Origin of the sequence: Turicibacter sp., from assembly GCF_017941855.1 — a bacterium.
Taxonomy (GTDB): Bacteria; Bacillota_I; Bacilli_A; order MOL361; family Turicibacteraceae; genus Turicibacter; species Turicibacter sanguinis.
Genome location: NZ_JAGAVR010000110.1, coordinates 1 through 26,228 on the forward strand (window position 1 = coordinate 1; position 26,228 = coordinate 26,228).

At 33.2% G+C, this 26,228-nt stretch carries 17 protein-coding genes and 1 riboswitch; of the genes, 12 read left to right on the forward strand and 5 right to left on the reverse strand.

Going from position 1 to position 26,228, the window contains the following annotated elements; genetic code table 11:
- Window positions 1-24 precede the first annotated feature (24 nt).
- On the reverse strand, window positions 25-1,065 hold the full coding sequence (locus J6D32_RS11885) for a M42 family metallopeptidase (protein WP_055165293.1): 1,041 nt from the start codon (window positions 1,063-1,065) through the stop codon (window positions 25-27).
- Window positions 1,066-1,278: 213 nt separating this feature from the next.
- On the opposite strand from J6D32_RS11885, the gene J6D32_RS11890 reads away from it, so the two are divergent.
- The 7 genes from J6D32_RS11890 (at window position 1,279) to J6D32_RS11920 (ending at window position 10,076) form a co-directional block, all read left to right on the forward strand.
- Window positions 1,279-1,728, forward strand: coding sequence for an RDD family protein (locus J6D32_RS11890; RefSeq protein WP_006783696.1), 450 nt, complete (start codon window positions 1,279-1,281; stop codon window positions 1,726-1,728).
- An 11-nt stretch (window positions 1,729-1,739) separates the two neighbouring features.
- The gene (locus J6D32_RS11895) at window positions 1,740-2,387 is read left to right on the forward strand and encodes a VanZ family protein (protein ID WP_006783697.1); all 648 of its coding nucleotides are present in this window, start codon (window positions 1,740-1,742) and stop codon (window positions 2,385-2,387) included.
- A 147-nt stretch (window positions 2,388-2,534) separates the two neighbouring features.
- Window positions 2,535-2,636, forward strand: a riboswitch (purine riboswitch).
- A gap of 213 nt (window positions 2,637-2,849) precedes the next feature.
- On the forward strand, window positions 2,850-4,145 hold the full coding sequence (locus tag J6D32_RS11900) for an NCS2 family permease (RefSeq protein WP_006783698.1): 1,296 nt from the start codon (window positions 2,850-2,852) through the stop codon (window positions 4,143-4,145).
- A gap of 152 nt (window positions 4,146-4,297) precedes the next feature.
- The gene (gene guaA, locus J6D32_RS11905; RefSeq protein ID WP_009606881.1) at window positions 4,298-5,833 is read left to right on the forward strand and encodes a glutamine-hydrolyzing GMP synthase; all 1,536 of its coding nucleotides are present in this window, start codon (window positions 4,298-4,300) and stop codon (window positions 5,831-5,833) included.
- A gap of 136 nt (window positions 5,834-5,969) precedes the next feature.
- Entirely contained in the window at window positions 5,970-6,368 is a 399-nt protein-coding gene (locus J6D32_RS11910; protein WP_055165290.1) for an ester cyclase, read from the forward strand.
- Between the two features lie 428 nt (window positions 6,369-6,796).
- Window positions 6,797-8,554: a 1-deoxy-D-xylulose-5-phosphate synthase gene (locus J6D32_RS11915; RefSeq protein WP_009606891.1), complete on the forward strand. Its 1,758-nt coding sequence runs from the start codon at window positions 6,797-6,799 to the stop codon at window positions 8,552-8,554.
- Window positions 8,555-8,732: 178 nt separating this feature from the next.
- Window positions 8,733-10,076, forward strand: a complete 1,344-nt coding sequence (locus tag J6D32_RS11920) for an alpha-L-fucosidase (RefSeq protein ID WP_238672914.1) — start codon at window positions 8,733-8,735, stop codon at window positions 10,074-10,076.
- A gap of 66 nt (window positions 10,077-10,142) precedes the next feature.
- On the opposite strand, the gene J6D32_RS11925 is transcribed toward J6D32_RS11920, so the two are convergent.
- Window positions 10,143-12,125 (reverse strand): penicillin-binding transpeptidase domain-containing protein, encoded by a 1,983-nt coding sequence (locus tag J6D32_RS11925; RefSeq protein ID WP_195454690.1) that lies wholly within the window; start codon window positions 12,123-12,125, stop codon window positions 10,143-10,145.
- 287 nt (window positions 12,126-12,412) lie between these two features.
- Between J6D32_RS11925 and adhE the strand changes: the two genes are divergently transcribed.
- Both adhE and J6D32_RS11935 read left to right on the forward strand, forming a co-directional pair.
- Window positions 12,413-15,046, forward strand: coding sequence for a bifunctional acetaldehyde-CoA/alcohol dehydrogenase (gene adhE / locus J6D32_RS11930; protein WP_006783704.1), 2,634 nt, complete (start codon window positions 12,413-12,415; stop codon window positions 15,044-15,046).
- Between the two features lie 161 nt (window positions 15,047-15,207).
- The gene (locus J6D32_RS11935; protein ID WP_055165284.1) at window positions 15,208-16,599 is read left to right on the forward strand and encodes a DUF7309 domain-containing protein; all 1,392 of its coding nucleotides are present in this window, start codon (window positions 15,208-15,210) and stop codon (window positions 16,597-16,599) included.
- 38 nt (window positions 16,600-16,637) lie between these two features.
- Here the strand turns inward: J6D32_RS11935 and J6D32_RS11940 are convergent, their stop codons facing one another.
- On the reverse strand, window positions 16,638-19,250 hold the full coding sequence (locus tag J6D32_RS11940; protein ID WP_009606418.1) for an FAD-dependent oxidoreductase: 2,613 nt from the start codon (window positions 19,248-19,250) through the stop codon (window positions 16,638-16,640).
- A 246-nt stretch (window positions 19,251-19,496) separates the two neighbouring features.
- On the opposite strand from J6D32_RS11940, the gene J6D32_RS11945 reads away from it, so the two are divergent.
- Window positions 19,497-20,897, forward strand: coding sequence for a DUF7309 domain-containing protein (locus J6D32_RS11945; protein WP_287467714.1), 1,401 nt, complete (start codon window positions 19,497-19,499; stop codon window positions 20,895-20,897).
- An 80-nt stretch (window positions 20,898-20,977) separates the two neighbouring features.
- Here the strand turns inward: J6D32_RS11945 and J6D32_RS11950 are convergent, their stop codons facing one another.
- Together J6D32_RS11950 and J6D32_RS11955 are read right to left on the reverse strand one after the other, a co-directional pair.
- Window positions 20,978-21,772 carry a formate/nitrite transporter family protein gene (locus tag J6D32_RS11950; protein WP_006785124.1) on the reverse strand — a complete coding sequence of 265 codons (795 nt, stop codon included), beginning with the start codon at window positions 21,770-21,772 and terminating at the stop codon, window positions 20,978-20,980.
- 328 nt (window positions 21,773-22,100) lie between these two features.
- Complete coding sequence (locus J6D32_RS11955) at window positions 22,101-22,886, reverse strand: YidC/Oxa1 family membrane protein insertase (protein ID WP_006785123.1); 786 nt, start codon at window positions 22,884-22,886, stop codon at window positions 22,101-22,103.
- Between the two features lie 887 nt (window positions 22,887-23,773).
- Between J6D32_RS11955 and J6D32_RS11960 the strand changes: the two genes are divergently transcribed.
- Both J6D32_RS11960 and J6D32_RS11965 read left to right on the forward strand, forming a co-directional pair.
- Window positions 23,774-24,565: a YidC/Oxa1 family membrane protein insertase gene (locus J6D32_RS11960; protein WP_287467715.1), complete on the forward strand. Its 792-nt coding sequence runs from the start codon at window positions 23,774-23,776 to the stop codon at window positions 24,563-24,565.
- A 152-nt stretch (window positions 24,566-24,717) separates the two neighbouring features.
- On the forward strand, window positions 24,718-26,127 hold the full coding sequence (locus tag J6D32_RS11965; protein ID WP_009607436.1) for a DUF7309 domain-containing protein: 1,410 nt from the start codon (window positions 24,718-24,720) through the stop codon (window positions 26,125-26,127).
- Window positions 26,128-26,228 lie beyond the last annotated feature (101 nt).

The window sequence follows — 26,228 nt, forward strand, 5'->3', positions numbered from 1 at the left end:
ATAGTTTAGGAGTCACCTTTTTAATTAAAATTTAATTTCAGTAAGATAAGCAGATAATAATTTCATAACATTAACACATCCATCGATATGAGTACGTTCTACACCATGGGAAGCATGAACTCCTGGTCCGATTAATGCAGCCTTTATATCATGACCTGCACGAAGAGCAGCTGATGCATCTGATCCGTAGAATGGATAAATATCAACAGCATATCCTAATTCATGCTTTTTAGAAAGTTCAATTAACTCCGATGTCATTTCATAATCGTAAGGACCTGATGAGTCTTTTGCACAGATTGAGACGTCATATTCTGTACATGATAAATCTTTACCAATGCAGCCCATATCAACAGCAATCATACGTGTGATGTTAGCTGGTAATGAAGCTGCTCCATGACCTACTTCTTCGTATGTTGAAACAACGAATTGAATCGTGTGATTAGGTTTGATGTTTGCTTCTAGTAAAGATTTGAAAACAGTAAAGATGATGGCAACACTAATTTTGTCATCGATGTGACGGGATTTAATGAACCCACTTTCTGTGATTGTGGTTTTAGGATCGATTGAGATGAAATCCCCATTTTGAATCCCTAAATCAATAACATCTTGTTTTGAAAGCACAACTTCATCAAGACGAACCATTAACTCATCGACTGTTTGCCCTTTTTTACCACAATCTTCATAAACATGTGAAGCTGGGGCAAGGCTTAAGATTGTTCCGGTATAAGCTTTTCCATCACGGGTATGAACAGTGCAGTATTCTCCAAGAAGCGTCATCATTTGATTTCCACCAATTGATGTTAAGCGTAATGTTCCATCAGCACTAATTGAGCGAACCATCAATCCAAGTGTATCGACGTGAGCAGAAAGTCCAAGAACTTTTGTAGAATCTAATCCTTCAAATGTGACAATTAGATTTCCTTTATTTGATTTAACAGCTGATAAACCTAATTCTTTTGCATAAGTTGCAATTTTTTCAATCACAGCCTGTGTATAACCACTTGGACTGGGTGTCATTAAAATATCTGTTGCTAATGAATAAAAATATGAGTGATCAAAATTCATCGCTATTCCCCATTTCTAATTTAATTTGAAATCTATGTAACGTATTATACTATATTTTGGAATTTTTTATCTTTAATTATGAGGAAAGTTTTAAAAATTAATATTATTTCATTTATGCGTTTTCAATTGTCATGTATAATTATTTTTGTGAGATAGAAGAATCAAACAATGGACATTAGGACAAAATTTAAAATGGCTAGAGGAGTGATGCGCATGTTTGAGATGTTAATACGAAGAGGGGTAGCTTTTTTTATTGATTTTATTTTATTATTGTTAATCTTCTATGGAAATGCACAGTTTATTTTTATTTCATTCGATAATGCTGGACAAACTTTTGGATTACAAGTTGTCATAGCGATGATTATGCTACAACTTATTTATGTATTCATTTATTTTATTTATATTCCAGTTCGTATGCCCGGGCAAACAGTTGGAAAACGTATCATGAAAATTAAAGAAGTAAAACAAAACCAAAAGGAAATGACAGTTAGTGATTATTTTAAACGTGATTTCTTATTAAAATTTTTATTATCTTCTATGACTTCAGGATTTGTGGTTATTTTTAATGCTATTTTATTAACGTATCAATCGATTCGTAAACAACCGTTACGCGCATTTCAAGATTATGTTATGAAAACAGATGTTATCAAAGTAACGAAATAGAGGAAAAAACGATGATGTTAACAACTTGTAGTGATTTAAGAGAGTTGTATAATCAAATTCAACATTTAGAGGCAACATCAGTTATTCACTTTAATTTTTGGGTTACTGTTATTTTGTCAGTGATTTTTTTGTTTTTTTATCGCCGATTTAATAGTACGAATTCGATATGGAAGTGTTTATTAGTCACGAGTTTTGTTTTTTATGTTTTAAATGTCATTCGGTTAGTTTTCTTTCCGATTCCAATTAATCCAAATTATATTGAGATTTTAAAGCGAGAGTCTGAATGTGGAATTTTACTTGAAAGACGGCATAATTTTGAATTATTCGATTTTATGAAATGGGGAAATCTATTTCATATTACAACGGTCGGGAATTTTTTGTTGTTAATGCCATTGAGTTTTTATTTTCCGATTCTATTTAAAAAGCATAAGTGGAATTTAGTAAATATAACACTAATTGGTTTTATGACCTCTTTATGTATAGAATCTTTGCAATTAACGTACGACTTAGTAACTGGATATGCTTATCGAGGATTTAATGTCGATGATTTAATGGTAAACACACTGGGGGTTTTTTGGGGATATCTTATTTATATTGTCTTAAAATTGATTTGGTGTGTTATTAACAAAATTAAGAGAATATTTCTTTACGTTGAATGAGGCGATTATAGATATAATCGCTTTTTTACTAGCTTAAATTATGAAAATAAAAATCATTATTTACATTTTTACAATAAAATACAAAAAAGGTGTAAATTTTCTGTGGAAAATCATTGACTTTTATAGGTATAGACCTTATATTTAAGTAGTAAATTGAATCTTTTCTCTCGTATATCATCGGAAATATGGTCCGAAAGTCTCTACCTACTCACCGTAAATGAGTAGACTACGGGTTTTATCAGTTATTAAGAAAATAGGCCAATTATTTTTTTGATTTCTGATTTACCATAAGTAGGGACTTTCAGCATTTTTAGCTGGAAGTCCCTTTTGTTTTTTAGGTAAGTATTACGGGGGAGGACATTCTATCTTTGTTCATTGGAGTAGGAAATTAGATAGATCCGTGATACTTACCTTTTTAATTTACGAGCCGAGAGAAGGAGAAGAATTGGGAGGAGTACCGACATGAACAAATTCTTCAAATTAGAAGAACGTGGCACAACTGTTTCAAAAGAATTTATTGCCGGAGTTACAACATTCTTATCAATGGCGTACATCATTTTCGTTAATCCAAATACACTTGGAGCTGCGGGAATGGATACAGGCGCTGTCTTTACAGCAACAATTTTAGCAGCATCTATTGGAACATTAATTATGGGATTATTCGCTAACTTCCCAGTAGCACTTGCTCCAGGGATGGGAATGAATGCATTCTTCTCTTATACCGTTGTTTTAATGATGGGATATAGCTGGCAACAAGCTTTAGCAGGTATCTTTATCTCAGGAATTTTATTCATTATTTTATCAGCAACTGGGTTACGTGAATTAATTATTAATAGTATTCCAACATCGTTAAAACATGCTGTTGGAACAGGAATCGGATTTTTCATTGCTTTTTTAGGATTCCAAAATTCAGGAATCATCGTTAATAACGATGCAACATTAGTTGGAATCGGAGATTTCACAGATCCAAATGTATTAATTACAGTAATTGGATTAGTTGTAACGTTAATTTTATTAGTTCGTAAAACACCAGCAGCTATCTTTATTGGTATGATTGTGACAGCTGTTGTCGGAATGATTTTAGGTGTGGTTGAATTACCAACGCAAATTATTGCATCAGTTCCTTCTTTAAAACCAACATTTGGTGCATTATTTGAAGCCTTACCAAGTATTTTCACAGTAGAAATGATTCCAGTTATTTTCTCATTCTTATTCGTCGATTTCTTTGATACGGCGGGAACTTTAATGGCTGTTGGAGCACGTGCAGGTTTAGTAGATGAAAAAGGTCATTTAGTAGATGGAGATAAAGCATTACTTGCCGATTCAACTGCTACTGTTGTTGGTGCCGTTTTAGGAACATCTTCAACAACTTCTTTCGTTGAATCATTAACAGGAGTTGAAGCGGGTGGACGTACTGGATTAACTTCAGTCTTTACTGCATTATGTTTCTTAATTATGTTATTCTGCTCAGGCTTATTATCAGTTGTTACTTCAGCTGTAACAGCACCAGCCTTAATTGTTGTAGGTATTTTAATGGCTTCTTCTTTAGGTGACATTGAGTGGAAAAACATCGAGACATCAATTCCAGCATTCGTAACTATTATTATGATGGTACTTGGATATTCAATCGCTGAAGGGATTGCATCAGGGTTCTTATTATATCCAATCATGATGGTAGCAGCACGTCGTTCTAAAGAAGTTCATCCAGTTATGTGGGGATTAGCAGTTATTTTCCTATTACATTTCATCATGCAGTAAGTAACTTATAGTAGAAAAAATGAACATTTTGTCATAATGAGGGTGACAAAAGTTCATTTTTTACTATATAATCTTAAATAAGAAATTTTTAGGCGGTCATCCTATAAAATATCGAAGCAAAAAACAAACTAGTAAAAAGAGGTGAAGGACATATGCAACATGATGAGGTTATTGTATTAGACTTTGGTAGTCAATATAATCAGTTAATTACTCGCCGTATTCGTGAATTCGGAGTATATAGTGAATTAAAATCACATAAGTTAACGGCAGCAGAAATCAAGCAAATGCCAAATGTTAAAGGAATTATCTTCAGTGGAAGTCCTAATAGTGTCACACAAGAAGGTGCATTTACAGTTGATCCTGAAATCTTTAACTTAGGATTACCGATTTTAGGGATTTGCTACGGAATGCAATTAACAACTCATATGCACGGTGGAGTAGTAGAACGTGCTGAACAACGTGAGTATGGAAAAGCAGAAATCACAATTAAAAATGTGAATAAATTATATCAAGATATGCCACAAGAACAAGTGGTATGGATGAGTCATGGTTATCATGTAACAAAGTTACCAGAAGGATTTGTTGTTGATGCTAGCAGCGATTCATGTCCAATTGCAGCAGCTTCAAATGAAGAACGTAACATTTATTTAGTTCAATTCCATCCTGAAGTACAACACTCAGTGTATGGTTCACAAATTTTAAAGAACTTTATCTTTAATGTTTGTGGTGCAGAGGCTAACTGGTCAATGAAAAACTTCATTGATGAGCAAGTAGAAAAAATCCGCGCTCAAGTTGGATCTGAAAATGTATTATGTGCCTTAAGTGGTGGGGTTGATTCATCTGTTGTTGCAGCATTAATTCACCGTGCTATCGGAGATCAATTAACATGTATGTTCGTTGATCATGGATTACTTCGTAAAGGAGAAGCGGAAAGTGTTGTTGAAACATTTGATGGAAAATTCAATATGAACTTCATCAAAATTGATGCACAAGAACGTTTCTTAAATAAATTAAAAGGTGTTTCTGATCCTGAGCAAAAACGTAAAATTATTGGTAATGAGTTTGTTTATTGCTTTGATGAAGAATCTGCTAAATTAAAAGACATGAAGTTCTTAGCACAAGGAACTCTTTATACAGATATTATTGAATCTGGTACTGATACAGCTCAAACAATTAAATCACACCATAACGTAGGGGGATTACCTGAAGATATGGAGTTCGAATTAATTGAACCGCTGAACACTTTATTCAAAGATGAAGTTCGTCAATTAGGACTTGAGCTTGGATTACCAGAAGAAATTGTCTTCCGTCAACCATTCCCTGGACCTGGTCTTGGAATTCGTGTTTTAGGTGAAGTGACAGAAGAGAAATTAGAAATCGTTCGTGAGTCAGATTTCATTTTACGTGAAGAAATCAAAAAAGCAGGACTTGAACGCGATGTATGGCAATATTTCACTGCGTTACCTAACATTAAATCAGTTGGGGTAATGGGAGATGAGCGTACATATGACCATACGGTTGTTGTTCGTGCCGTAACGTCAATTGATGGTATGACTTCAGATTGGGCACGTATCCCATTTGATGTTTTACAAAAAATCTCTGTTCGTATCGTAAACGAAGTCGCACACGTTAACCGCGTAGTGTATGACATTACATCTAAACCGCCTGCAACAATTGAGTGGGAATAATATTAGAAAGCTTGGAGAACCTTTATTTTAAAGTTTTTCCAAGCTTTTTTTATAAGGAATAAATAATAAATTAAGAAGTAAAGAATCAATTTTAAGTACATAAATTTATAAAGAAGGAGAGGAGTTGAAGTTGTAAATGAGTGAAAAAGAAATAGTCATCGCTTTTTTTATTGAAGGGTATGTGAAGAATTATGAGTATGTCTTAAAAATTTTAAGTGAAGATTATATTGATCATAGTCCAGCGTCAGCTAGAAGTAATCATGATGCAGTTAATATTTTAAAAATTATTGCTAACATATTTGATAATCTTAAGATAGAAATACTAGACGTTTTTGCAGAAAATGAACAGGTGGCAACGAGAGTTCGGTACGAGGCTAAACATATTGGCGAGTATATGGGAATTAGTGCAACACATAAAACAATCAGCTTTGAAGCATTGGAAAACTTTAAAGTTGTTAATGGTAAAATTGTTGAATCGTGGGGGTATTGGCCTGATAAAGAGATTGAAGTTCTACTATTAGAAGAGCAAATTTAGTTATTTAAAGGATATGCAAAGTTGATAGTTGATAAAAGGGTTTAAATAGCGTATAAAGAAGAAGGAGATGTCTATCAGGGAAAAAAGAATACCAAACGTCATCTACCTTAATGATTGAAGAAATAAAGAAATTTGAAAATGTGGTAGATTCTTATGTTAGTGAAGAGAAGCCTGTTAAAGAAACAATAGATTAACGAAAAGCTCCTTATTATAGGGAGCTTTTTCTTATTTTGAAAAATTTAATTTTCACTATTGCGTTAGAGTTTACTTCAGGTGTTATACTCTCTTTCAGATGGATATTAAAGTTAAGAATAGGTGATACTTTCTTTGTAGAGGGTTCAAAGTAAAATAGGATAAGACAGGGATGTAAATCATTGTTTATTAACTAAATCCTTCGAGATTGAGGAAAACATAAAGGAGGAAATTAAATGGAGTTAAATATTTTAAATCGTATAAATTCCCCGAAAGATTTAAAGGCGCTTAATCAGGAAGACTTACCATTATTAGCGGATGAAATTAGACAAGTTATTATAGAAAAGGTGAGTCAAACAGGCGGGCATTTTGGTCCGAATCTAGGAATGGTAGAGGCAACGATTGCAATGCATTATGTTTTTAATTCACCTGTGGATAAAATTGTATATGATGTCTCACATCAATGTTACCCACATAAAATTTTAACAGGAAGAAAACATGGATTTATTGATCCTGAGCAATTTGCATCAATTACAGGATATAGCTCACCTAAAGAAAGTGAACATGATTTCTTTACAGTAGGTCATACCTCGACTTCTATTAGTTTGGCGTGCGGTCTTGCCAAAGCGCGCGATGTTAAAGGTGAAAAAGAAAATATTATTGCAGTTATTGGAGATGGTTCGTTAAGTGGTGGTGAAGCCTATGAAGGTTTAAATAATGCTGCTGCCTCAGGTAAAAATATGATTATCTTAGTAAATGATAATGATATGTCGATTGCTGTCAACCATGGTGGTTTATATAAAAACTTAGCTGAACTTCGTCAATCGAATGGAACCTGTGAAAATAACTTCTTTAAATCACTTGGATTTGATTATCGCTTTGTTCCAAATGGTCATGATATTGATGCTTTAATTAATGTATTCTCAGAAGTAAAAGATACCGAGAAACCTGTTGTCATTCATATGTATACGGTCAAAGGAAAAGGATATAAACCATCAGAATCAAATAAAGAAGGTTTCCATTATGTAGGACCGTTTAATTTAGAGACGGGGAAACAACTTTACAGTTTCAATGGTGAAAACTATGGTCAAATTATAGATAATTTCTTATGTGAGAAAGCTAAAACAGATGAAAAAGTCATTGCGATTACAGCTGGAACACCAGGGGTTGTAGGATTAAATAAGTTTAGATATGAATTCCCTGAACAATTTATGGATGTTGGAATTGCAGAAGAACATGCCGTTGCGCTAGCATCAGGATTAGCCTCTCAAGGTGCAAAACCTGTTCTTGGTCTTTACAGCTCATTCATTCAACGAACATATGACCAATTGTCTCAAGATTTAGCCATCAATAATAATCCTGCGCTGATTTTAGTATTTGGTAGCGGAATTTCTTCGGCTGATGTTACTCATTTAGGTGTATTTGATATTGCGCTTGTCTCAAATATTCCAAATATCGTTTATCTAGCTCCTACGACTAAGGAAGAATATCTAGCCATGGTAGAATGGGGACTTGAACAAAATGAGCATCCGGTTGTGGTGCGAGTACCTGGAGGTCCTGTTATTTCGACAAAAGAAGAGGTTGCACCTAACTTCAGTCAACTAAATTGTTATCAAAAAATGAATGATGGAAGCAAGGTTGCTATTTTAGCATTAGGCTCATTTTATACATTAGGTCAAAACGTTCAAGAAAAGTTAAAATCTATAACAGGTATCGAGGCAACGTTAATCAATCCTCGTTTTGCTAGTGGAATTGACGAAGCTTTACTGACACAATTATTAGCTAATCATCAGATAATCGTGACACTAGAAGACGGTGTTCTTGATGGTGGATTTGGTGAAAAAATCTCAAGATTCTACGCGGATAAAGAGATCAAAGTTTTAAATTACGGTGCAACAAAAGAATTTACGGATCGTGAGGATATTAACCTATTATATGAACGATACCGCCTAAGAGAAGATTTGATTGTAGAAGATATTAAAAGACTGTTATAAAAGAAATTAGTATGTACGCTATAGGATAGACAATGTAAAAAGTCTATTCCATAGCGTACATTTTTTAGTTTTAAATACAGTAAAATAACGAGTTATTCTTGAATTTTTACACTTTCAACAATACGTTATATGGCAGTACTATTAAGATGATTCTAATATTTTATAAGGGGAGATTACTTTGGATCACAGATTGGACATGTATACTAGTATAGTTCCCAATCATCGTCAGCTCATCATTCAGGAAATGAAATACTATGCCTTCATTCATTACGGTATCAACACGTTTACGGATAAAGAATGGGGAAATGGCAGGGAGGAAGAAAGTTTATTTAATCCTAAAAATCAAGATACGGATCAGTGGTGTCGTGCGATTGCTGATGCGGGAATGAAAGGGATTATCTTAACTTGCAAGCACCATGATGGATTTTGTTTGTGGCCAACCCAAACAACAGAGCACTCAATTAAAAATAGTCCTTATAAAAACGGTGAGGGAGATGTGGTACAGGAGGTTGCGAATAGCTGTAAAAAATATGGACTTAAATTCGGGGTTTATCTTTCTCCGTGGGATAGAAATGCAGATTGTTATGGAACTCCTGAGTATAATGATTTTTATATCAAACAGTTAACAGAACTATTAACTAATTACGGTGAAATATTTATGCTTTGGTTAGATGGTGCATGTGGTGCCAAAGAAGATGGTAAGCCAGTTCAAAAATATGATTTTGAACGTATTTGGACTACAGCAATTGAATTACAACCTGATATTGTGATGTCCGGTTGTGCTCCTGATGTTCGTTGGATAGGGAATGAAAGTGGAAAAACTCGTGAAAGTGAATGGAATGTCGTTCCAAAATTTCAATATGAACAACAGAATTTTGTAGCAAATTGTCAGACAGACCATGATATGAAGAAATTTCAACAGCGTTGCCAAGATATTATGTTGCCTGATATGGGATCACGTGAATTCTTAAGTCATTTTGATGAATTTATGTGGTATCCTGCTGAGGTAGATGTTTCAATTCGTGAAGGATGGTTTTATCACTTAACGCAAAGTCCTAAGTCGCTTCATCATCTGATGAAAATCTATTATAATTCTGTCGGGAATAACTCGCTTATGCTATTGAACATTCCTCCTGATAAAAATGGTTTGCTTGATGAGAGGGATATTGAACGTTTGCGTGAAATGGGACAGTGGATAAAAAAAGAAGATGACTTAGTAATAGATAATGTGAAGATTGAACGTTCTACTGATGGCTTTAACATAAAAATGACCTTTGAAAAGCAGTCTGTTGACCGTATACGGATTTCAGAAGATACAACAAAATCTCAGCGAGTTGAGTGTTTTTTTATTTATTCCGATAAAAATAAAATATATGAGGGGACAATCATTGGTTTTTCAAAAATTGCAATTTTTGAGCCAATAGTTACGGATAATCTAATAATCAAAATCCTCGAATGCCGTAAAGAGCCATATATTGAAAAAATAGAGGTTGTTGCAACAGGTTCATACCGTGTTAAGTAAGTGAGTGGAGTGAAAATAATAAAAAGCTTAGATTACCTATGTGAGGTTTTCTAAGCTTTTTTGTCTTTATTTTAAGTATGCTTTTAAAATATCTCCGACCATTGAAACAACGCCTAGTGTCCCAAGACCGTTTTGAACATCTTCAACGACAACGGCTATTGATATTTTTGAGTTATCTAAGTCAGTTGCAACGAACCATCCATTTTCACTTCCAGTTTCACCTTGAGATTGTTTGATTTCAGCTGTACCTGTTTTTCCAGCAAGTTTTACACCATCGATTTTAGCTAGATGACCGGTTCCATCACTATCTTCAACAGCTGCAGAAAAGACGTCTTGTAGAATCGTTAAATGATCAGTTGAAACAATAGATTCTTTTAAGATTGTAGGAGTTGTTGAGTCATTTAATACCAAGTTTGGATTCATGATATTTCCGTTATTTGATAGCATACTGTAAGCGAGTGCCATGTTTAAAGTTGTAACCATCACTTGTCCTTGTCCATAACCACTATCGGCAAGCAAGATATCGCTACTTAGTGCTCCACTATTAGAGACTTGACTTGTGTTAAGGGGATAACCAATATTTAATTCTGTTCCGATTGTAAACTTTTCTGCTCCTTTAATGAAGGCATCACTTCCAATAGCTAGTGCATTCATGGCGAAGTAGATATTGTCTGAATATTTAACAGCTTCTTTTAAACTTACTTGCGTTTGCCCGTTGATACGGTGAATTTTGTAATTTCCCCAAGAACTTTCTTTTTGCCACTCTGAGCCTTCAATTGTTTTGATTTCCTGAGGATCAAGAGTTCCATTTTCAAGCCCAGTTGCCGCAGTAATTAATTTAAATGTAGATCCAGGTGAGTAGAGGGTAGTGAAGCGATTGGCTTCATCTGCATAATTAATGGCTTCGCGACGTTGTTTCTCACTGTTTGTCATGTAAGTCGTATAACGATTTGAGTTGTAAGAAGGTGAGCTAACTAAAGCTAAAATTTCTCCTGTTGTTGGATCAACAGCTGTGGCTGAACCTTTCTCACCATTCATTGTTTCATAAATTTTTACCTGTAAATTTGGATCAATTGAAAGTTTGATATCAGATCCATTTCGAGCTTCTGTTAAAGCAATGGTTTCGATATTTGTTCCATCTCGTTCAATATAAACTTCCATTCCATCAATTCCACGTAACGTTTCTTCATAAACTTGTTCAAGTCCTGCTTTTCCAATTAAAGAATTTCTTGTATAAATGCCTTCTTCGTCCGCTTCTAATTGTTCAGCTGTAATTTCACCAATATACCCTAATAATCGGCCAAACGCCTCTTCATTTTTATAGATTCGACCTTGGGTATTTCGAATTAAAATTCCTTCATGTTCTCGATTACTTAAAAATTGTATAAGTGAAGTTCCAGGAAGAACCGTAACAATTGGAACAAAGTAATCAGGATTTGAGTTTGCGTCTAGTTTTTTTATAATGGTATCTTCGTCAATATCGAGTAGGGTAGCAAGCTCTGAAATTTTACTTTCTCGATTATTATCGTCAAACTCAGCAGGATGAATTCCGATGATTTTTAATGTTCCATCAGATGCTAACGCTTCACCGTTTCGATCTAAAATACTCCCGCGCGTTGAACTTTTCGTCACGACGCGAACTTTATCACCACTTTCCATCATCGGAAAGATTAAGGCTTCAGACCATAAAATTTTTAATTCCCCATTTTCTTTGATATATGGAAGTTCATAGTCAGATGACGAGAAGTTTCCAGCTACGGTATCCATTGTTAGTGAGAAGGGGATTACTTCATTTTCAGTATCGATTTCTCCCATCTCAGTTTTTAAGTTGCTAGCCTCAATTCCAGAATAGATATTATTATATCTTGTGACAAACTCTTCTTGGGTGATGGCAGCCTGTGATTCACTACTCAGTAAAAGATATAACCCTTCAAAATCTTTATTTACCAACTTTTCATCAAAGCTTGAGAATAGTAAATCAACTTCATTTGATGAACAGCCAGCTAGTATTGTAACAAACAGTAATACGATTGCTAATACCTTTTTCATTTCAATCCCTCTTTTCATCCTTATTATGGAAATTATATCATTATATTTGTTATGAGCATAGGAATAGTACCTTAGACAAAAAATATTTAAATATAAAAAAAAGTAAAACGTTTTTCTATAAGAAAGTGAATTAATCAGGAATAATTTTTGAAATTTTATAATACATCTGTATAGACAGTAAGATAGATTCTTAGATTTTAAGAATCGAGCTTAGTATATAGGACTTGTTGATACTAAGGATAGTAGTAGCATAAGATATAAATTTTAAATGGGGAGGAATTTGAATAATGAGTGAACAAAAGATGGAATGGACTAATGAAGAAATTGATGTTCATGTCGATGAGTTAGTTCAAAAGGCACTAGTAGCTTTAGAAAAATTTGAATCTTTCAATCAAGAAACTGTGGATTATATTGTAGCGAAATGTTCAGTTGCAGGGCTTGATCAACATGGTGTGTTAGCTGAAGCAGCTGTTAAAGAAACTGGGCGTGGAGTTTTTGAAGATAAGGCAGTTAAAAACTTATTTGCCTGTGAGTATGTAACGAGCAACCTCCGTCATTTAAAAACAGTGGGGATTATTAGTGAAGATCCGCTAACTGGAATTACTGAAATTGCAGAACCTGTCGGAGTGATTTGTGGAATTATTCCAACAACAAATCCAACGTCTACGGTTATTTTTAAATCATTAATTGCATTAAAAACACGAAATCCAATTATTTTCTCATTCCATCCATCTGCTTATGAATGTTCTGTTCAAGCAGCGACTGTCATCCGTGATGCGGCGATTGCTGCTGGAGCACCTGAGGATTGTATTCAATGGTTAGGAATGCGTTCAATGTACGCTACATCTGCATTGATGAATCATAAAGGAATTGCAACGATTTTAGCAACAGGTGGTAACGCGATGGTTAAAGCCGCCTATTCATGTGGAAAACCAGCACTTGGGGTAGGGGCAGGAAATGTGCCAGCATATGTTGAGAAAACTTGTGTATTAAAACGTGCAGTCAATGATATCGTGTTATCTAAGTCATTTGATAATGGAATGATTTGTGCTTCTGAGCAAGCAGCCATTGTTGATGAAGAAATTTATCAAGATTTTAAAGATGAAATGTGCCGTTTTAAAGTTTATTTTGCTAATGAAGAAGAGAAAGCAAAATTAGAAAATTATATGTTTGGATGCACGGCTTATAGTGATCATGTAAATGATGCTCACTTAAATCCTGCTGTAGTTGGTAAACCTGTGACATGGATTGCACAGCAAGCTGGATTTGTTGTGCCTGAAGATACTCAAATTATTTGTGCTGAGTGCCAAGAAGTAGGACCTAACGAGCCTTTAACACGCGAAAAGTTATCCCCAGTTTTAGCGGTGTTAAAAGCGACGTCTACGGAAGATGGAATCGAAAAATCGGCAGCAATGGTTGAATTTAACGGGCTTGGACATTCAGCTGCGATTCATACGCAAGATCATGATATTACAGTTCAATTTGGATTAAAATGTAAAGCTATTCGTGTGATTGAAAATGCACCATCGACATTTGGTGGGATTGGTTCAGTATATAATGCGTTCATTCCTTCTTTGACTTTAGGGTGCGGATCTTATGGGCACAATTCGGTCTCTAACAACGTGAGTGCAATTAACTTGCTAAATATTAAACGCATCGGGCGCCGTAACAATAATATGCAATGGGTAAAGCTTCCTCCTAAAGTTTATTTTGAAAAAAATTCAATTAAATATTTAAGAGATATGAAGGAAATGGAAAAAGCCATGATTATCACGGATAGAGGAATGTATAATCTTGGTTACGTTGCAAAAATTGAAGATGTGATTAGAAGACGTCGTAATAAAGTTGATTTAGAATTATTCTTTGATGTAGAACCAGATCCAAGTATCGACACAGTTAATGAAGGTGTTGAATTAATGAGAAAATTCCAACCTGATACGATTATCGCATTAGGTGGAGGATCTTCAATGGATGCTGCAAAAGTTATGTGGCTAATGTATGAACATCCTGAAGTAAACTTTGATGATATTAAACAAAAATTCATGGATATTAGAAAACGTGCCTTTAAATTCCCAGAGCTCGGTAAAAAAGCAAGCTTAATTTGTATCCCAACGACATCTGGAACGGGATCTGAAGTAACTCCATTTGCGGTTATTACAGACAAAGCGGCTAATAAAAAATATCCATTAACGGACTATTCATTAACGCCAACTGTTGCCATTGTTGATCCAGAATTCGCAATGAGTATGCCAGCATCGATTGCTTCTGATACGGGAATTGATGTTTTAACACATGCGATTGAAGCATATGTTTCAATTTTAGCGTCTGATTTTACAGATGGATTAGCAAAACAAGCTGTTAAATTAGTGTTCGATTATTTAGAACGTTCAGTTAAGAATGGAAAAAATGATCCTGAAGCACGAGAAAAAATGCATAATGCTGGAACGATTGCAGGGATGGCATTTGCCAACGCATTCCTTGGAATGAATCACTCATTAGCCCACAAAATCGGTGGAGAATGGCACGTTCCTCATGGACGTACAAACGGAATCTTATTACCACACGTAATCCGCTATAACGGAACGATTCCAACAAAATTAAATATCTGGCCAAAAATTGAAAATTATAAAGCAGATATTAAATACATGGAGTTAGCTCAATTAATTGGATTAAATCCAAAAACTCCAGCTGAAGGGGTAGAGATGTTTGCAGATGCCTGCGAAGAGTTATGTAAAAAAGTTGGAGTTCCTTGTAATATTAAATCTCAAGGAATTGATGCTGATGCTTGGGAAGAATCAGTACATCGTATGGCAATGAATGCTTACGAGGACCAATGTACACCAGCTAATCCAAGAATGCCAATGGTACATGATATGGAAGCTATTTTACGTACAATCTATGACTATGAAAGCAAATTTTAATAATAAAAAAAGAGCCAACCGGCTCTTTTTTTTATGAATAAGTTTTTGTTATGATAAAATAAACATTAAAAGTGGGATTATTATACTAATCTAACTTTTAATGTTTATTTCACCTAAGTGTTGCGATAATATAGATAGGTTAAATTTTAAGGATGTGGGCTATGAATAATATATGGTTAGATTTATATGAAGAAATTAATAAATTTAAAAAATTAAAACCGTGGGAAGTGTTATCTCCGGATACGATGATTATAATTGAAGATGAGATTACAGGTCAATGTAATTATTGTGTAGTATGTGGTCAAGAAGGGATACATTATGGATTAAATGTTTATTTAGGAGAAAAAGGTTTAGTCAATTATTTAGATTTAATTATGGCTGATGAATGTAATTATAATGAAGCCCAAATTTTTAAAACAACATTTAGTCAACAAGGTTTTATGTTAAGCTTTGAAGATCGAGGAGATTTAATCAAGGAAGACTATGAGTTTATCAAATCTCTTGGATTAAGCTACCGCGGAAAAAAACAATGGCCAATTCTAAGAAGATGGTATCCGGGTTCTCGTCCATGGTTATTTGAAGATGACAATGATGCCCAAATTTTAACACGTCTTATAGATAAGTTAGTAGAGGTAATTGAATCCATCCAAATTAATAAAGTAATAGTTGATGAAAATAATTTTATTATTTCGATAAATGGTGAAATTCAATGTGTACCAGCTGAAGATATTTTAAATGATAAGAAGCATCGCCCTTATGAAACAAAATATCAAAATGATTTAAAACTTCATCGTATTAAAAAACTCAAAAAGATGAATAAATCTTTGGAAATATTACAATTAATGCTCCCTGAAGAAACGTGGGATGATGATCAAAATAGAGCTATATTTCCGATGCTTACAGTTCTTTCTGATATAGATAGTGGATATGTATTTAATCCTCAGCTTGAAGTAGATTATTATAAATCATATGAAAATTTAAGTGAACATCTAGCTAATTTAATGTTAAATGAGTTAAATTATCGCCCAAATGAGATTATTGTGAGCGAAGGATTTGTAGAAGATAGTATTCTTGATTTTTGCAAGAAAGCAGGAATTATCTGTGAAGTCGGACCAACATTTGTAGGTGAAGAATTTGTAAATACAATGCTTGGTATGAAATCAGAAGAACATGATGATTTACATGATGAAGAAGAGATATCAGATGAACTTGACGAATTCATTGAAGAGTATGTTATTACGATAATGAAATCTTTAATAGAGTATCAACTACTGCATCCGAGTCGTATTGGAATCACAGGACAAGTTCTGACAATGGCTTTTAGTACGTTAGTATTAACTAAAGAAGAAGGTCCGATGGAGTGGACTGAAGCGGGGTTATCGGAAACCCTTAACTCAAAAATATTAGAACATTTATTACTTGAAATTAATCCGAATTTAAATGCGAAACAAGAAATTAAACAAATTTTAACTGATTATGCAACCTTATTAAATCGAACAGGTAAAAAACAGCAAGGATTGGTTGTAAGTAGTGCATTAAAATCTTATAAATAATAAAAAATCTAGAGCGTGAGCTCTAGATTTTTTATTATTTAGTTAAACATTTTGCTCATCACTGTCTGATAGTCATGACCTTGACGAACTCCATTTAATACAACATTTGCTTTAGAGATATCTTTGAATAAGACACCATAAACTAAGTGATTATCTTTGAAGTATAATTTTTTGAATAATCCTGTTGCTGGATTTGAATCCATCATCACTTGGTAAGATTCCATGTTTTCTGTTGGATATGTTCCCACTGAGAACATTTCTGTATCAAAGGCAATTAATGATAATGGTTCAACTTGATTAGCGAATGTTGCCACATCACCAACAGCATTAGTACCGGCAACTTTACCTTGTTCAATGGCTGGGGCCCAAAGGTTTGTTGAAATACCTTCAAACTGTGCTACATCACCACAAGCATAAATGTCAGCAACTGATGTTTGCATGTTTTCGTTAACAACGATTCCACGATCAACAGTAATGTTAGCAGACACAGCTAACCCTGTATTTGCACGAACTCCAACGCTGATAACGACTAAATCTGCTTCAATTAATTCATTGTTAACTTTAACACCTGTTACTTTATTGCTGTTTGCTACAATTTCTTGAGCAGATGCTTCAGTAATTAGGTTAATGTTTTTAGTAGCTAAAATATTTTGCATGAATGCTGATGCAGATTCTTCTAATTGACGTGGCATAATGCGTGGGGCTGCTTCAATAACTGTGATTTGTAATCCAAGTTCTTGTAACGCATCAGCTGCTTCAAGTCCTAAAACTCCACCACCAATAATAACAGCTTTAGATTTTCCTTTAGCGTATTCACGTAACGCTAATGCATCTTCTTTATCTTTAATGCTGAACACACCTTCTGCATTTGCTCCTTTGATAGGTGGGATAAAGTTAGATGATCCAGTTGCTAAGATTAATTTATCGTAAGACATTGTAATTCCATCAGATAATACAAGTGATTTGTTAGTAGCATCTAATGACTCAACGGTTGTACTTAATTTTAATGTGATATTTTTTTCAGCGTAATACGCTTCAGGATTTAAGTAGAATTCTTCAGTCGGTACATCTTTAACAATTAAATCAGATAAAGCAGGGCGGTAGTATGGATAGCTTGCTTCTTTACTGATTAATGTAATAGATGCTACCTCATTACGAGCACGGATTGCATTTGCAGCACTTACTGCTGCTACACCACTACCAACGATAACGAAGTTTTCTTCTTTAGTTGAATTGAATGTGATAACTTCTTCTTCATATTGCTCGAATAAGTCAGCACCAACTCCACAAGCAGGACAAACTTCAGGAGGTAATACACCAGGATAAACTTCTCCACAGATGACGCAACGCCATAAAACAACTTTTCCACTTGGATTTAAGTCTTCTGTATTTGTAGCTCCGGCTTTTTTTCGAGCAGGAACTTTTCCTTCGATTAAGCATTTAGCAAATAATTTACCATAATCGATAGCATCTTTTGTTTCGCGATCTGATGCACGGAATTTAATTTTGAATCCATCTAATACTTTCATACGTAATTGATGTAGACGGTCCATAATATTATCCACACCTTCACCGCTCCAACCATAAGATCCAAAGCATGATACCACTTTTCCACCGTGAACGATTGGATTTAAATTGATTGCTAAGTCCCAAATGATAGGAAGTGCGTCTCCATTGATTGTACATGTTCCGAATAAAATTCCATCTGCATCAGCGAATGCTGCTAAGATTTCATCTTTTTTCTGTGGATAATTTAAGATATCTAAGTTATACATTACAACGTCGATAGATGTGTCTACTTCTTGGATTCCTTTGACGATAGCTTCGGCAAGTTCCCCAGTATAACCATAAGCCGATACATAAGGGACGACCACTTTTTTATGATGGGCTTTTTGTGGTGCCGTTGACCATGTTTTGTATGTATTAATGATTTCATCAATGCGAGTATCAAGCACAGGGCCATGTCCATTACAAATCATTTCGATTTTTAAATTTTTGATTTTATCAATTGCTTTTAAGACATAAGGTTTGAATGGTGAAAAGATAGCCGTGTAGTAATAAAGTAGGGCATCTTGGTAGTTCGCTTCCTCGCTTTCTGGTACTTCAGATAATTTAATGCCATGTTTCGGGCTATAATGTGATCCGAATGAGTCACAAGTAAATAAAATATTATCTGTTTTTAAATAAGAGTACATTGAGTCTGGCCAATGTAAAAATGGAGCAGGGATGAAATCAAATGTTTTATTTCCCAGTGTGAAAGTTTTTAGACTTTCGGCTGTTAAATAGTTAAAATCCATATTGATTAAATCTTTTAAATAAGTAATGGCCGTTTTCGAACCGATAACTGTAATATTAGGAAGAAGTTTTACTAAACGTCCAATTGAACCAGCATGATCTGGTTCTGTATGATTGGTGATAATGTACTTAATATTTTCTAAGTCCCCAATTGTTTCTTTAATTTTTTCTAAATATGAATCAAAGAATTTTTCTTTTACTGTTTCAATTAGAATTGCTCCTTCAGTTGTGTTAACTAAATAAGAGTTATAAGTTGTTCCGTATTTTGTCTCCATGATGATATCAAAGACATCAAGATTTGGGTCAAGAATTCCTAACCAATGAACATCATTATTTAAGGCTACAGTCTGAATCATACATTACCCTCCAACAGTCAAATTTGAAATAAATTACGGAATTATTCCTATAAGTAGTATGAACTATATCTATATTTATATATTGTGATATTTTTAATTTATTTCTAATCTTACTTTAACAAAATTCAAAAAAGATGGTCAAGAATAGTGCATTCTAATTTTTTTTGAAATAAAAATTATACTTTTATGTGTAACAAAAACCTTATTTTACCATAATAATTTAAACGATTAATAAGGAGGAGTAGGATGCCAACTGTTACTGAATGGAGCCGATTATATCAAGCGTCTATGGATTTTAAATATTTCAGTCCATGGAATTTTATGACGGAGCATCAATTATTTGCGGTGCAAGATCCGGAAACTAATTTGACTGGATTTTGCTGTATTTTGGGCCAAAAAGGAAAACATTTAGCTTTGAATGTTTATTTAGGGATAGAAGGATTGAAAGGGTATTTACAGATGTTAGAATTAAGTGATGATGAGCTGTGGCACCCAAATTATTTTAAAACATTATGGGGACAAACTTGTTTAGTTTCTAGCTTTGAAGATAGAAGTCAGTTATCTGATAAAGATATTGAACAAATCAAAGTATTAGGTTTAAAATTTAAAGGTACTAAGGAATGGCCACAGTTTCGAGATTATAAAGCAGGATTTTTACCAGCTGAGCTTGAGGATGGATGGCAATGCCGTTTTTTAGCCACAGCACTTGAGCAAGCAACTCAGTTAGCTAACCTCATTCAGACGAATCAAATTAACGCAACTGGTGATCAAATTTTTATCCGTGTTCAAAATGAACAAGCTGAGTGGAATACGATTAAAGTTTCAATGAATTTATTTTTGGAACAAATTTCTGATTTGCAAATTACATATCATAATGAATTAGAAGCGTACCGTATTATGAAGTTACCACAGTATGATATGGTGTTTGAAGTCACTCAGTTTTTATTGCCTGACCCCGTTCAAACAAAACCTAGTGCCAGAGGATTTTTTCCAATGATTACAGCGATTTTAGATAAAGATTCAAAGCAATTAGTTCTAGCTGAGATGACGGATTCGAGTCGAGAAAGTTATGATGAAGTTTTATCAAAATTTGCAAGAACATTAAGTAGAGATTTAAAATTTAGACCTGCTTGTTTAGTCTCAGATCATCAAGAAGTTATTGATGTATTTGCTGACTTTTGTAAGAAAACTAAAATACCGATTTTGAAAGTAGATTATTTAGAAGCTGCTCATGAATTTATGGACGATTTAATTGATTCTACAGAAGATGAAAATTATGACTTTGATGAAGATTCTTTAAATCAAGTTGATGTCATGATGCAAACAATTCGAGAGATTTGTAAGACTATTTTAAATTCTGATTCACTATCTAGAGATATGTCAAAAGAAGTTCAAGCTCAATTTTCAAATATTGTGGAGTTGTTTCATATTGTTATGCTTGGAAATTTCAATGAATTTCCGGATTATTGGACAGCAGATCATGTAGAAACAGCATGTCGTGAAATTTTACCAAATATTTTATCTGAAGAGGAATTAAAATTGGTTCCTGAAATTTTATATCGTTATTTATTTATCGCAGGAGAGGCTAAAATTATGCCTAATAGCGAAACATTACAACAAAGAGTAAAGACAGTTTATAATTTATAAAAAGATGTATCTCTATATTCAAAATCAATGGAATAAAATAAAAAAAATAAAAACACTGAAATTCAGTGTTTTTATTTTTTTTATACTTGTTGTTTTTTATATGCGTGAATAAAGTTAAAGTAATATGGAATAGCAATGATAAATCCACCAACAATATTCCCGATAGTAGCAATGAATAAATTCCATCCAATACCACCAAACGTAATATCAGCACCTAAAACTTTTCCCATTCCTAAAACAAACATATTAGCAATACAGTGTTCTACACCCATTAAAGCAAAGACTGCAACAACGATAACATTTAATAAAACTTTTCCTGTTACATCTTTAGCTGCATAAGATACATATACACCACCGGCAATTAAGATATTACATAAAATTGCACGGAAGAAAACTTCTGATGTTGAAAGTGTATGAATTTTTACTTCAGCAATATGCATAATATTTTCTGCAACCGTTGGACTAACACCATTTGTAAATAAACGAGCCCCGTATAGTAATCCAATAGCACATAAAATACCTAATAGGTTACCGACCCAAACTAGTACTAAATTCTTAATATAAGCACTTACTTTAACTTCTTTTTTAAAGCATGCTTTAGCAATTAATGTATTTCCAGTAAATAAATCTGCTCCCGTTAATAAAATTAAAATTAAAGCAATTGGGAATAAGAATGAACCGACAACTTTACCTACATAAGGGTCTGACATTTGACCATAAACTAGTAAATAAACTGTATATCCTAAGCCGATAAATAATCCAGCTAGCATACCAGAAATTAAAACAACACTATTTTTTCTAGATACTTTGTATTTACTTACTTCAACGACTTCATTCGCAATTTCTTTTGCTGATAACATACGTGGTTGTTGCATATTGTGCCCTCCATAATATTTTTTGTTTTTAAAAGATATCAGATATAAAGTATTACTTTCCTATTTTACAAATTTAACTTCTCTTCGACAAGAAAAAAAATCTATTTTCTTTACTAATCACTCATTTTATTTACGTTTTCATATAATTTCTTACATAAAAATTTAGTTGATATATGAGGGTGAATATTTATTATATATTAACTAGTATTTTAATTTGTAAAAGAGTTATACACAGAAGGAATTTATTATATAAAAAAAGAGAAACACTTTTTTGTGCTTCTCTTTTAAAAAATATGATTTTATTTAAATTAACTTATCTAAAATAAAATTATTTTTTCGCTTGTGGTTTTTTGAAAATTAAGTATTGAACAATCGTCATGATTTGTCCAGTTAAGAAGTATAATCCAAATGCAAATGGTGTTCCAATTGTGATTGAGAACATTGCAAATGGGAAGTAGTAAGTCATAACTTTCATCATCATATTGCTTGTTTGGTTTTGTTGAGCGCTAGAGGCCATGTTCTTATTCATCATACGTTGAGAAAGAATCGTTAATCCAGCTACAATGAATGCCAAAATATAGTTAGGCATTGTTCCAGTTGCTCCTAAGTTAATTCCGAAGAATTCCGCTGCAGCCGCATCTTTAATTAATGGATGACGAGAAATTGCTTGGTAGAATGCTAAGAAGACTGGCATTTGTAAGAATGGTAAAATACATCCCATCATTGGGTTATAGTTGTATTTTTTGTAAAGATCCATCATCTCAGTTTGCATTTTTGCTTGAGAAGCTTGATCTTTTTTGTTTTCATATTTCTTTTGAATTTTTTGCATCTCCGGTTGGATTTCTTGCATCACAGCCATTGATTTATTTGATTTTGAATATAATGGCATTAAGATTAAACGAATAATTGCAGTCGCCAGGATAATCGCAAATCCTAGGTTTTGGCTTAATATGTTATATAAAAATGTAATGAATGTTGCTAATGGTAATACGAAGACCTTGTCCCATAAACCAGATGCTGTTTCAGATGTAATTGGAACTTGCGAAATACTACATCCTGATAATAATCCAACAGCTAAAACCAATGTTAATGTTAGACCTAATTTCTTTTTCAAGTGAATACCTTCTTTCCCCTAGTAGTGTTTATTGATATATTGTTAAGTCAATTAATTATCAAAACCAAGTCAAAACCAACAATATTCTAAACTTTCCATAATTATATTAAATACTTACAATAATGAGTATTATAAGTGAATTTAAGGGCTAATTCAATAAAAATTGTGTAAAAAAACTTTTAAAAATGAAGGGTTATCATTATAAAAAATTCTTTTAATGAAAAAAACACATAAATTAGAAGCAATTTTATTTAGATATAAAATTATAATTATTAGAATTTTTAACGATTATTTTTCTTTTCATTATTATTTTGATTATAAATGATTACTCATATTCTTTATTTTAAAAAAATATCTTAAAAATTTTCTAATTTAGGGATAAGAATGAGATAGATTGCTTTTGATGAGAGTTGAGGATAGTTTTATGAAGGAATCCTAGATAGATGGTAGCTTAATGTTAGAAAAATCAAATGATAAGCGATACCATGAATTTTTTAAATCAGAGGTTATGGATTCTCATAGCAATTAGAATGAATGGAGATAGAAGGACAAATTATTTATTTGATAAATTCTAGTTGTAGGTAAAAGTGGTAATTTAAAAAGCTTAGAAAAATGAAATGGATTTTAGCGTTCATGATGGTTTGGTATTCATAAATTTTAACTGAAGATATAGTCGATTTTACTTTTAAAGTGTTTAATAGAAAAAATGACGGTCATATCTTTATGAGTTGGAAAATATTTTTTATTAAATTGAAACAAGAGATATTATTCGACGAGGTTAGCTATTCTTTAATGCTATAGTATTTAAAAAGATTGATTCGAAGAGAGAATTTTTTAATCGGATATTTATCCAAATTGTTGCAAAGTTTTAGAAAGAGGGGAATTTTTTGAAAAAGAAGTTAAGTTTAGTTGTATCTTTAATCTTAGCGATAGGATTGATGACGGGGTGTTCTATTTCAACTAAATCTATTACTCCTGAGACGGCATCCGGTCTATGGGATAAGGTCTTTGTATTACCATTAGCAACATTCATTACATTTTTATATAACTTATTAAATCAAAATTTGGGACTTGCGATTATTTTAGCTACCGCTATTGTTCGGTTAGTTTTAATGCCATTATATTTGAAGTCAAATAAGACTTCAGCTATTATGCAAGAGATTCAGCCAGAGATGCAACGGATTCAAAAGAAATATGAAAATAAAACAGATCAAGCATCTCAAGTAAAAATGCAAACTGAGATGATGGATCTTTATAAAAAATATAATTTTAATCCGATGATGGGATGTATTTTGCCATTTTTACAAATGCCAGTCTTTTTAGCATTCTACCAGGCAATTTCTCGTCATCCATTAATTAAAGATGCAGCTGCATCTGAATTTTTAGGGGTTAATTTAGGTGCCACAGTACAACTGGCTAACTGGATTTTGGCCCTTATTGTGGCGGGGATTTCAATTTATTCTCAGCGCTTGATGAATAAGAGTATGATGACTAATTCGTCTGCGCAACAAAATAAAACGAGTAATATGATGATGAAAGTAATGACTTATTATATGCCATTTGCCATGTTTTCGATTACAATAGCGACTCCATTTGCGTTTGGACTCTATTTTTTAACAGGGTCCGTGATGCAAATTATTCAATTCTTTATTGTAAAAAGATCAACTTCTAACCAATAAACAATACATATAAACTGAGTGTTTAAGTGACTTAAGCTAGTTGAAGTCACTTTTTGTTTTTTTACCTCTGTAAAATTTAACATGATTCTTCGAGTAACGACATATTATTTACTAAGGATGATTAGTTTTAGTCGAGGAGAGGGTGAATTTAGATGGGAAATATCACGAATATTGAGCTACATCGTCTTTATGAAGCAGCCATTGCGTTTAGAGATTTAAAGCCGTGGACGTGGATGTATGCATCTCAGGTGTTTATTATTCATGACGATGAAAGGGATATTGATGGATTTTGTAGTATTATGGGAATGATGGGCGAACATTTCTCATTATCTGTGTATTTAGGTCCAAGTGGTTATCAATCATATCGATATTTGTATGATAAAGCAAGTTTAGCTTATATGGATCATGTCTTTATGAAAAGTGAAGTGAAACGTAATTGTTTAACAGTTAGTTTCGAAAATTCGGAAAACATGACAGATGTCGATGATGAACAAGCAATATTACTTGGATATGATTTTAAGGGAAAAAATCAGTTTCCACGCTTCAGATATCATCATCCAGGCGTTTACTCTTGGTATTTAACTGATGGATGGCAATGCCGTTTTTTAACGAAGGCGATAGAACAAGCTATAGTGGTGTCTAAGCTTTGTTTTCAAAAGGTGTTAAAGGTTCCTGAAATTTATGATGCAAAGTATTATATGCGTTATCATACAGATGAAGGTTGGAAATCTAAGTTTGTGGATGCGAGTCTATACCGCAAAAGTGTCTCAACTAAAAAAACAATTTTTCAAAATGATTTACTCGCCTATCGCTTAAAAAAATTGCCTCAGTTACTCGTCACATTAGAAGCCATTCAATTTTACTTACCAACTCCGGTTGTATCAGAAAACTCAAAGCAACCTTTCTATATGTTGGTGACAGCCTTTGTGGATTCTGAAGAAGGCCAATTGTTTTTCCTAGATATTCAGGAAACGGCAGCCCTTTATTTAACGGATACGATTAATGAGTTTGGAAAACAATTACTTGAACTTAAACTCAGACCATGCGAAATTGTCGCTGAAGATGAAGATACTTATGCATTACTTGAAGATTTTTGTCACCAAATTGATGTTAAGCTAACATTAAATCCACACGTTTTAAGAGCTCACGAATTTGCAGAATATATTTTTGAAGAGTTACAAACATCAGCAAATGAACCTAAAGCGATTGAAAGTGAAGAAATGACAGATGAAGAAAAATTAGTTAGTTTTGTAGAACAAATTACAGATACATTACAGACGCAACAAGCTTTAGATGACCTATCGCCTTCACAGCAACAACACTATAAAGTGATAACTCAGACGTTTGTTTTAGCTATGTATACTATTAAGGATCAAATTCCAAATGAATGGACATCCGATGCAGTAAAAGATATTTGTTTACATGTTCTTCCCGAACAATTAGATCTTAATTTATTACTGGATGCAGCTGCTGTTTTAAATCATTTTATCAGTGTTTTAGGAGAAGATGAAATCATTCCAAAATATCGTTCTTTGTTATTAGTTATTAACAATTGTTTATAATAATAAAACGACAGGTACTGTCGTTTTATTATTTTTCCAAAAATTACTGTTTGAGAAGGTTAAAGCATGTTACAATCATCGTAGTTTATCATTTGATTAGT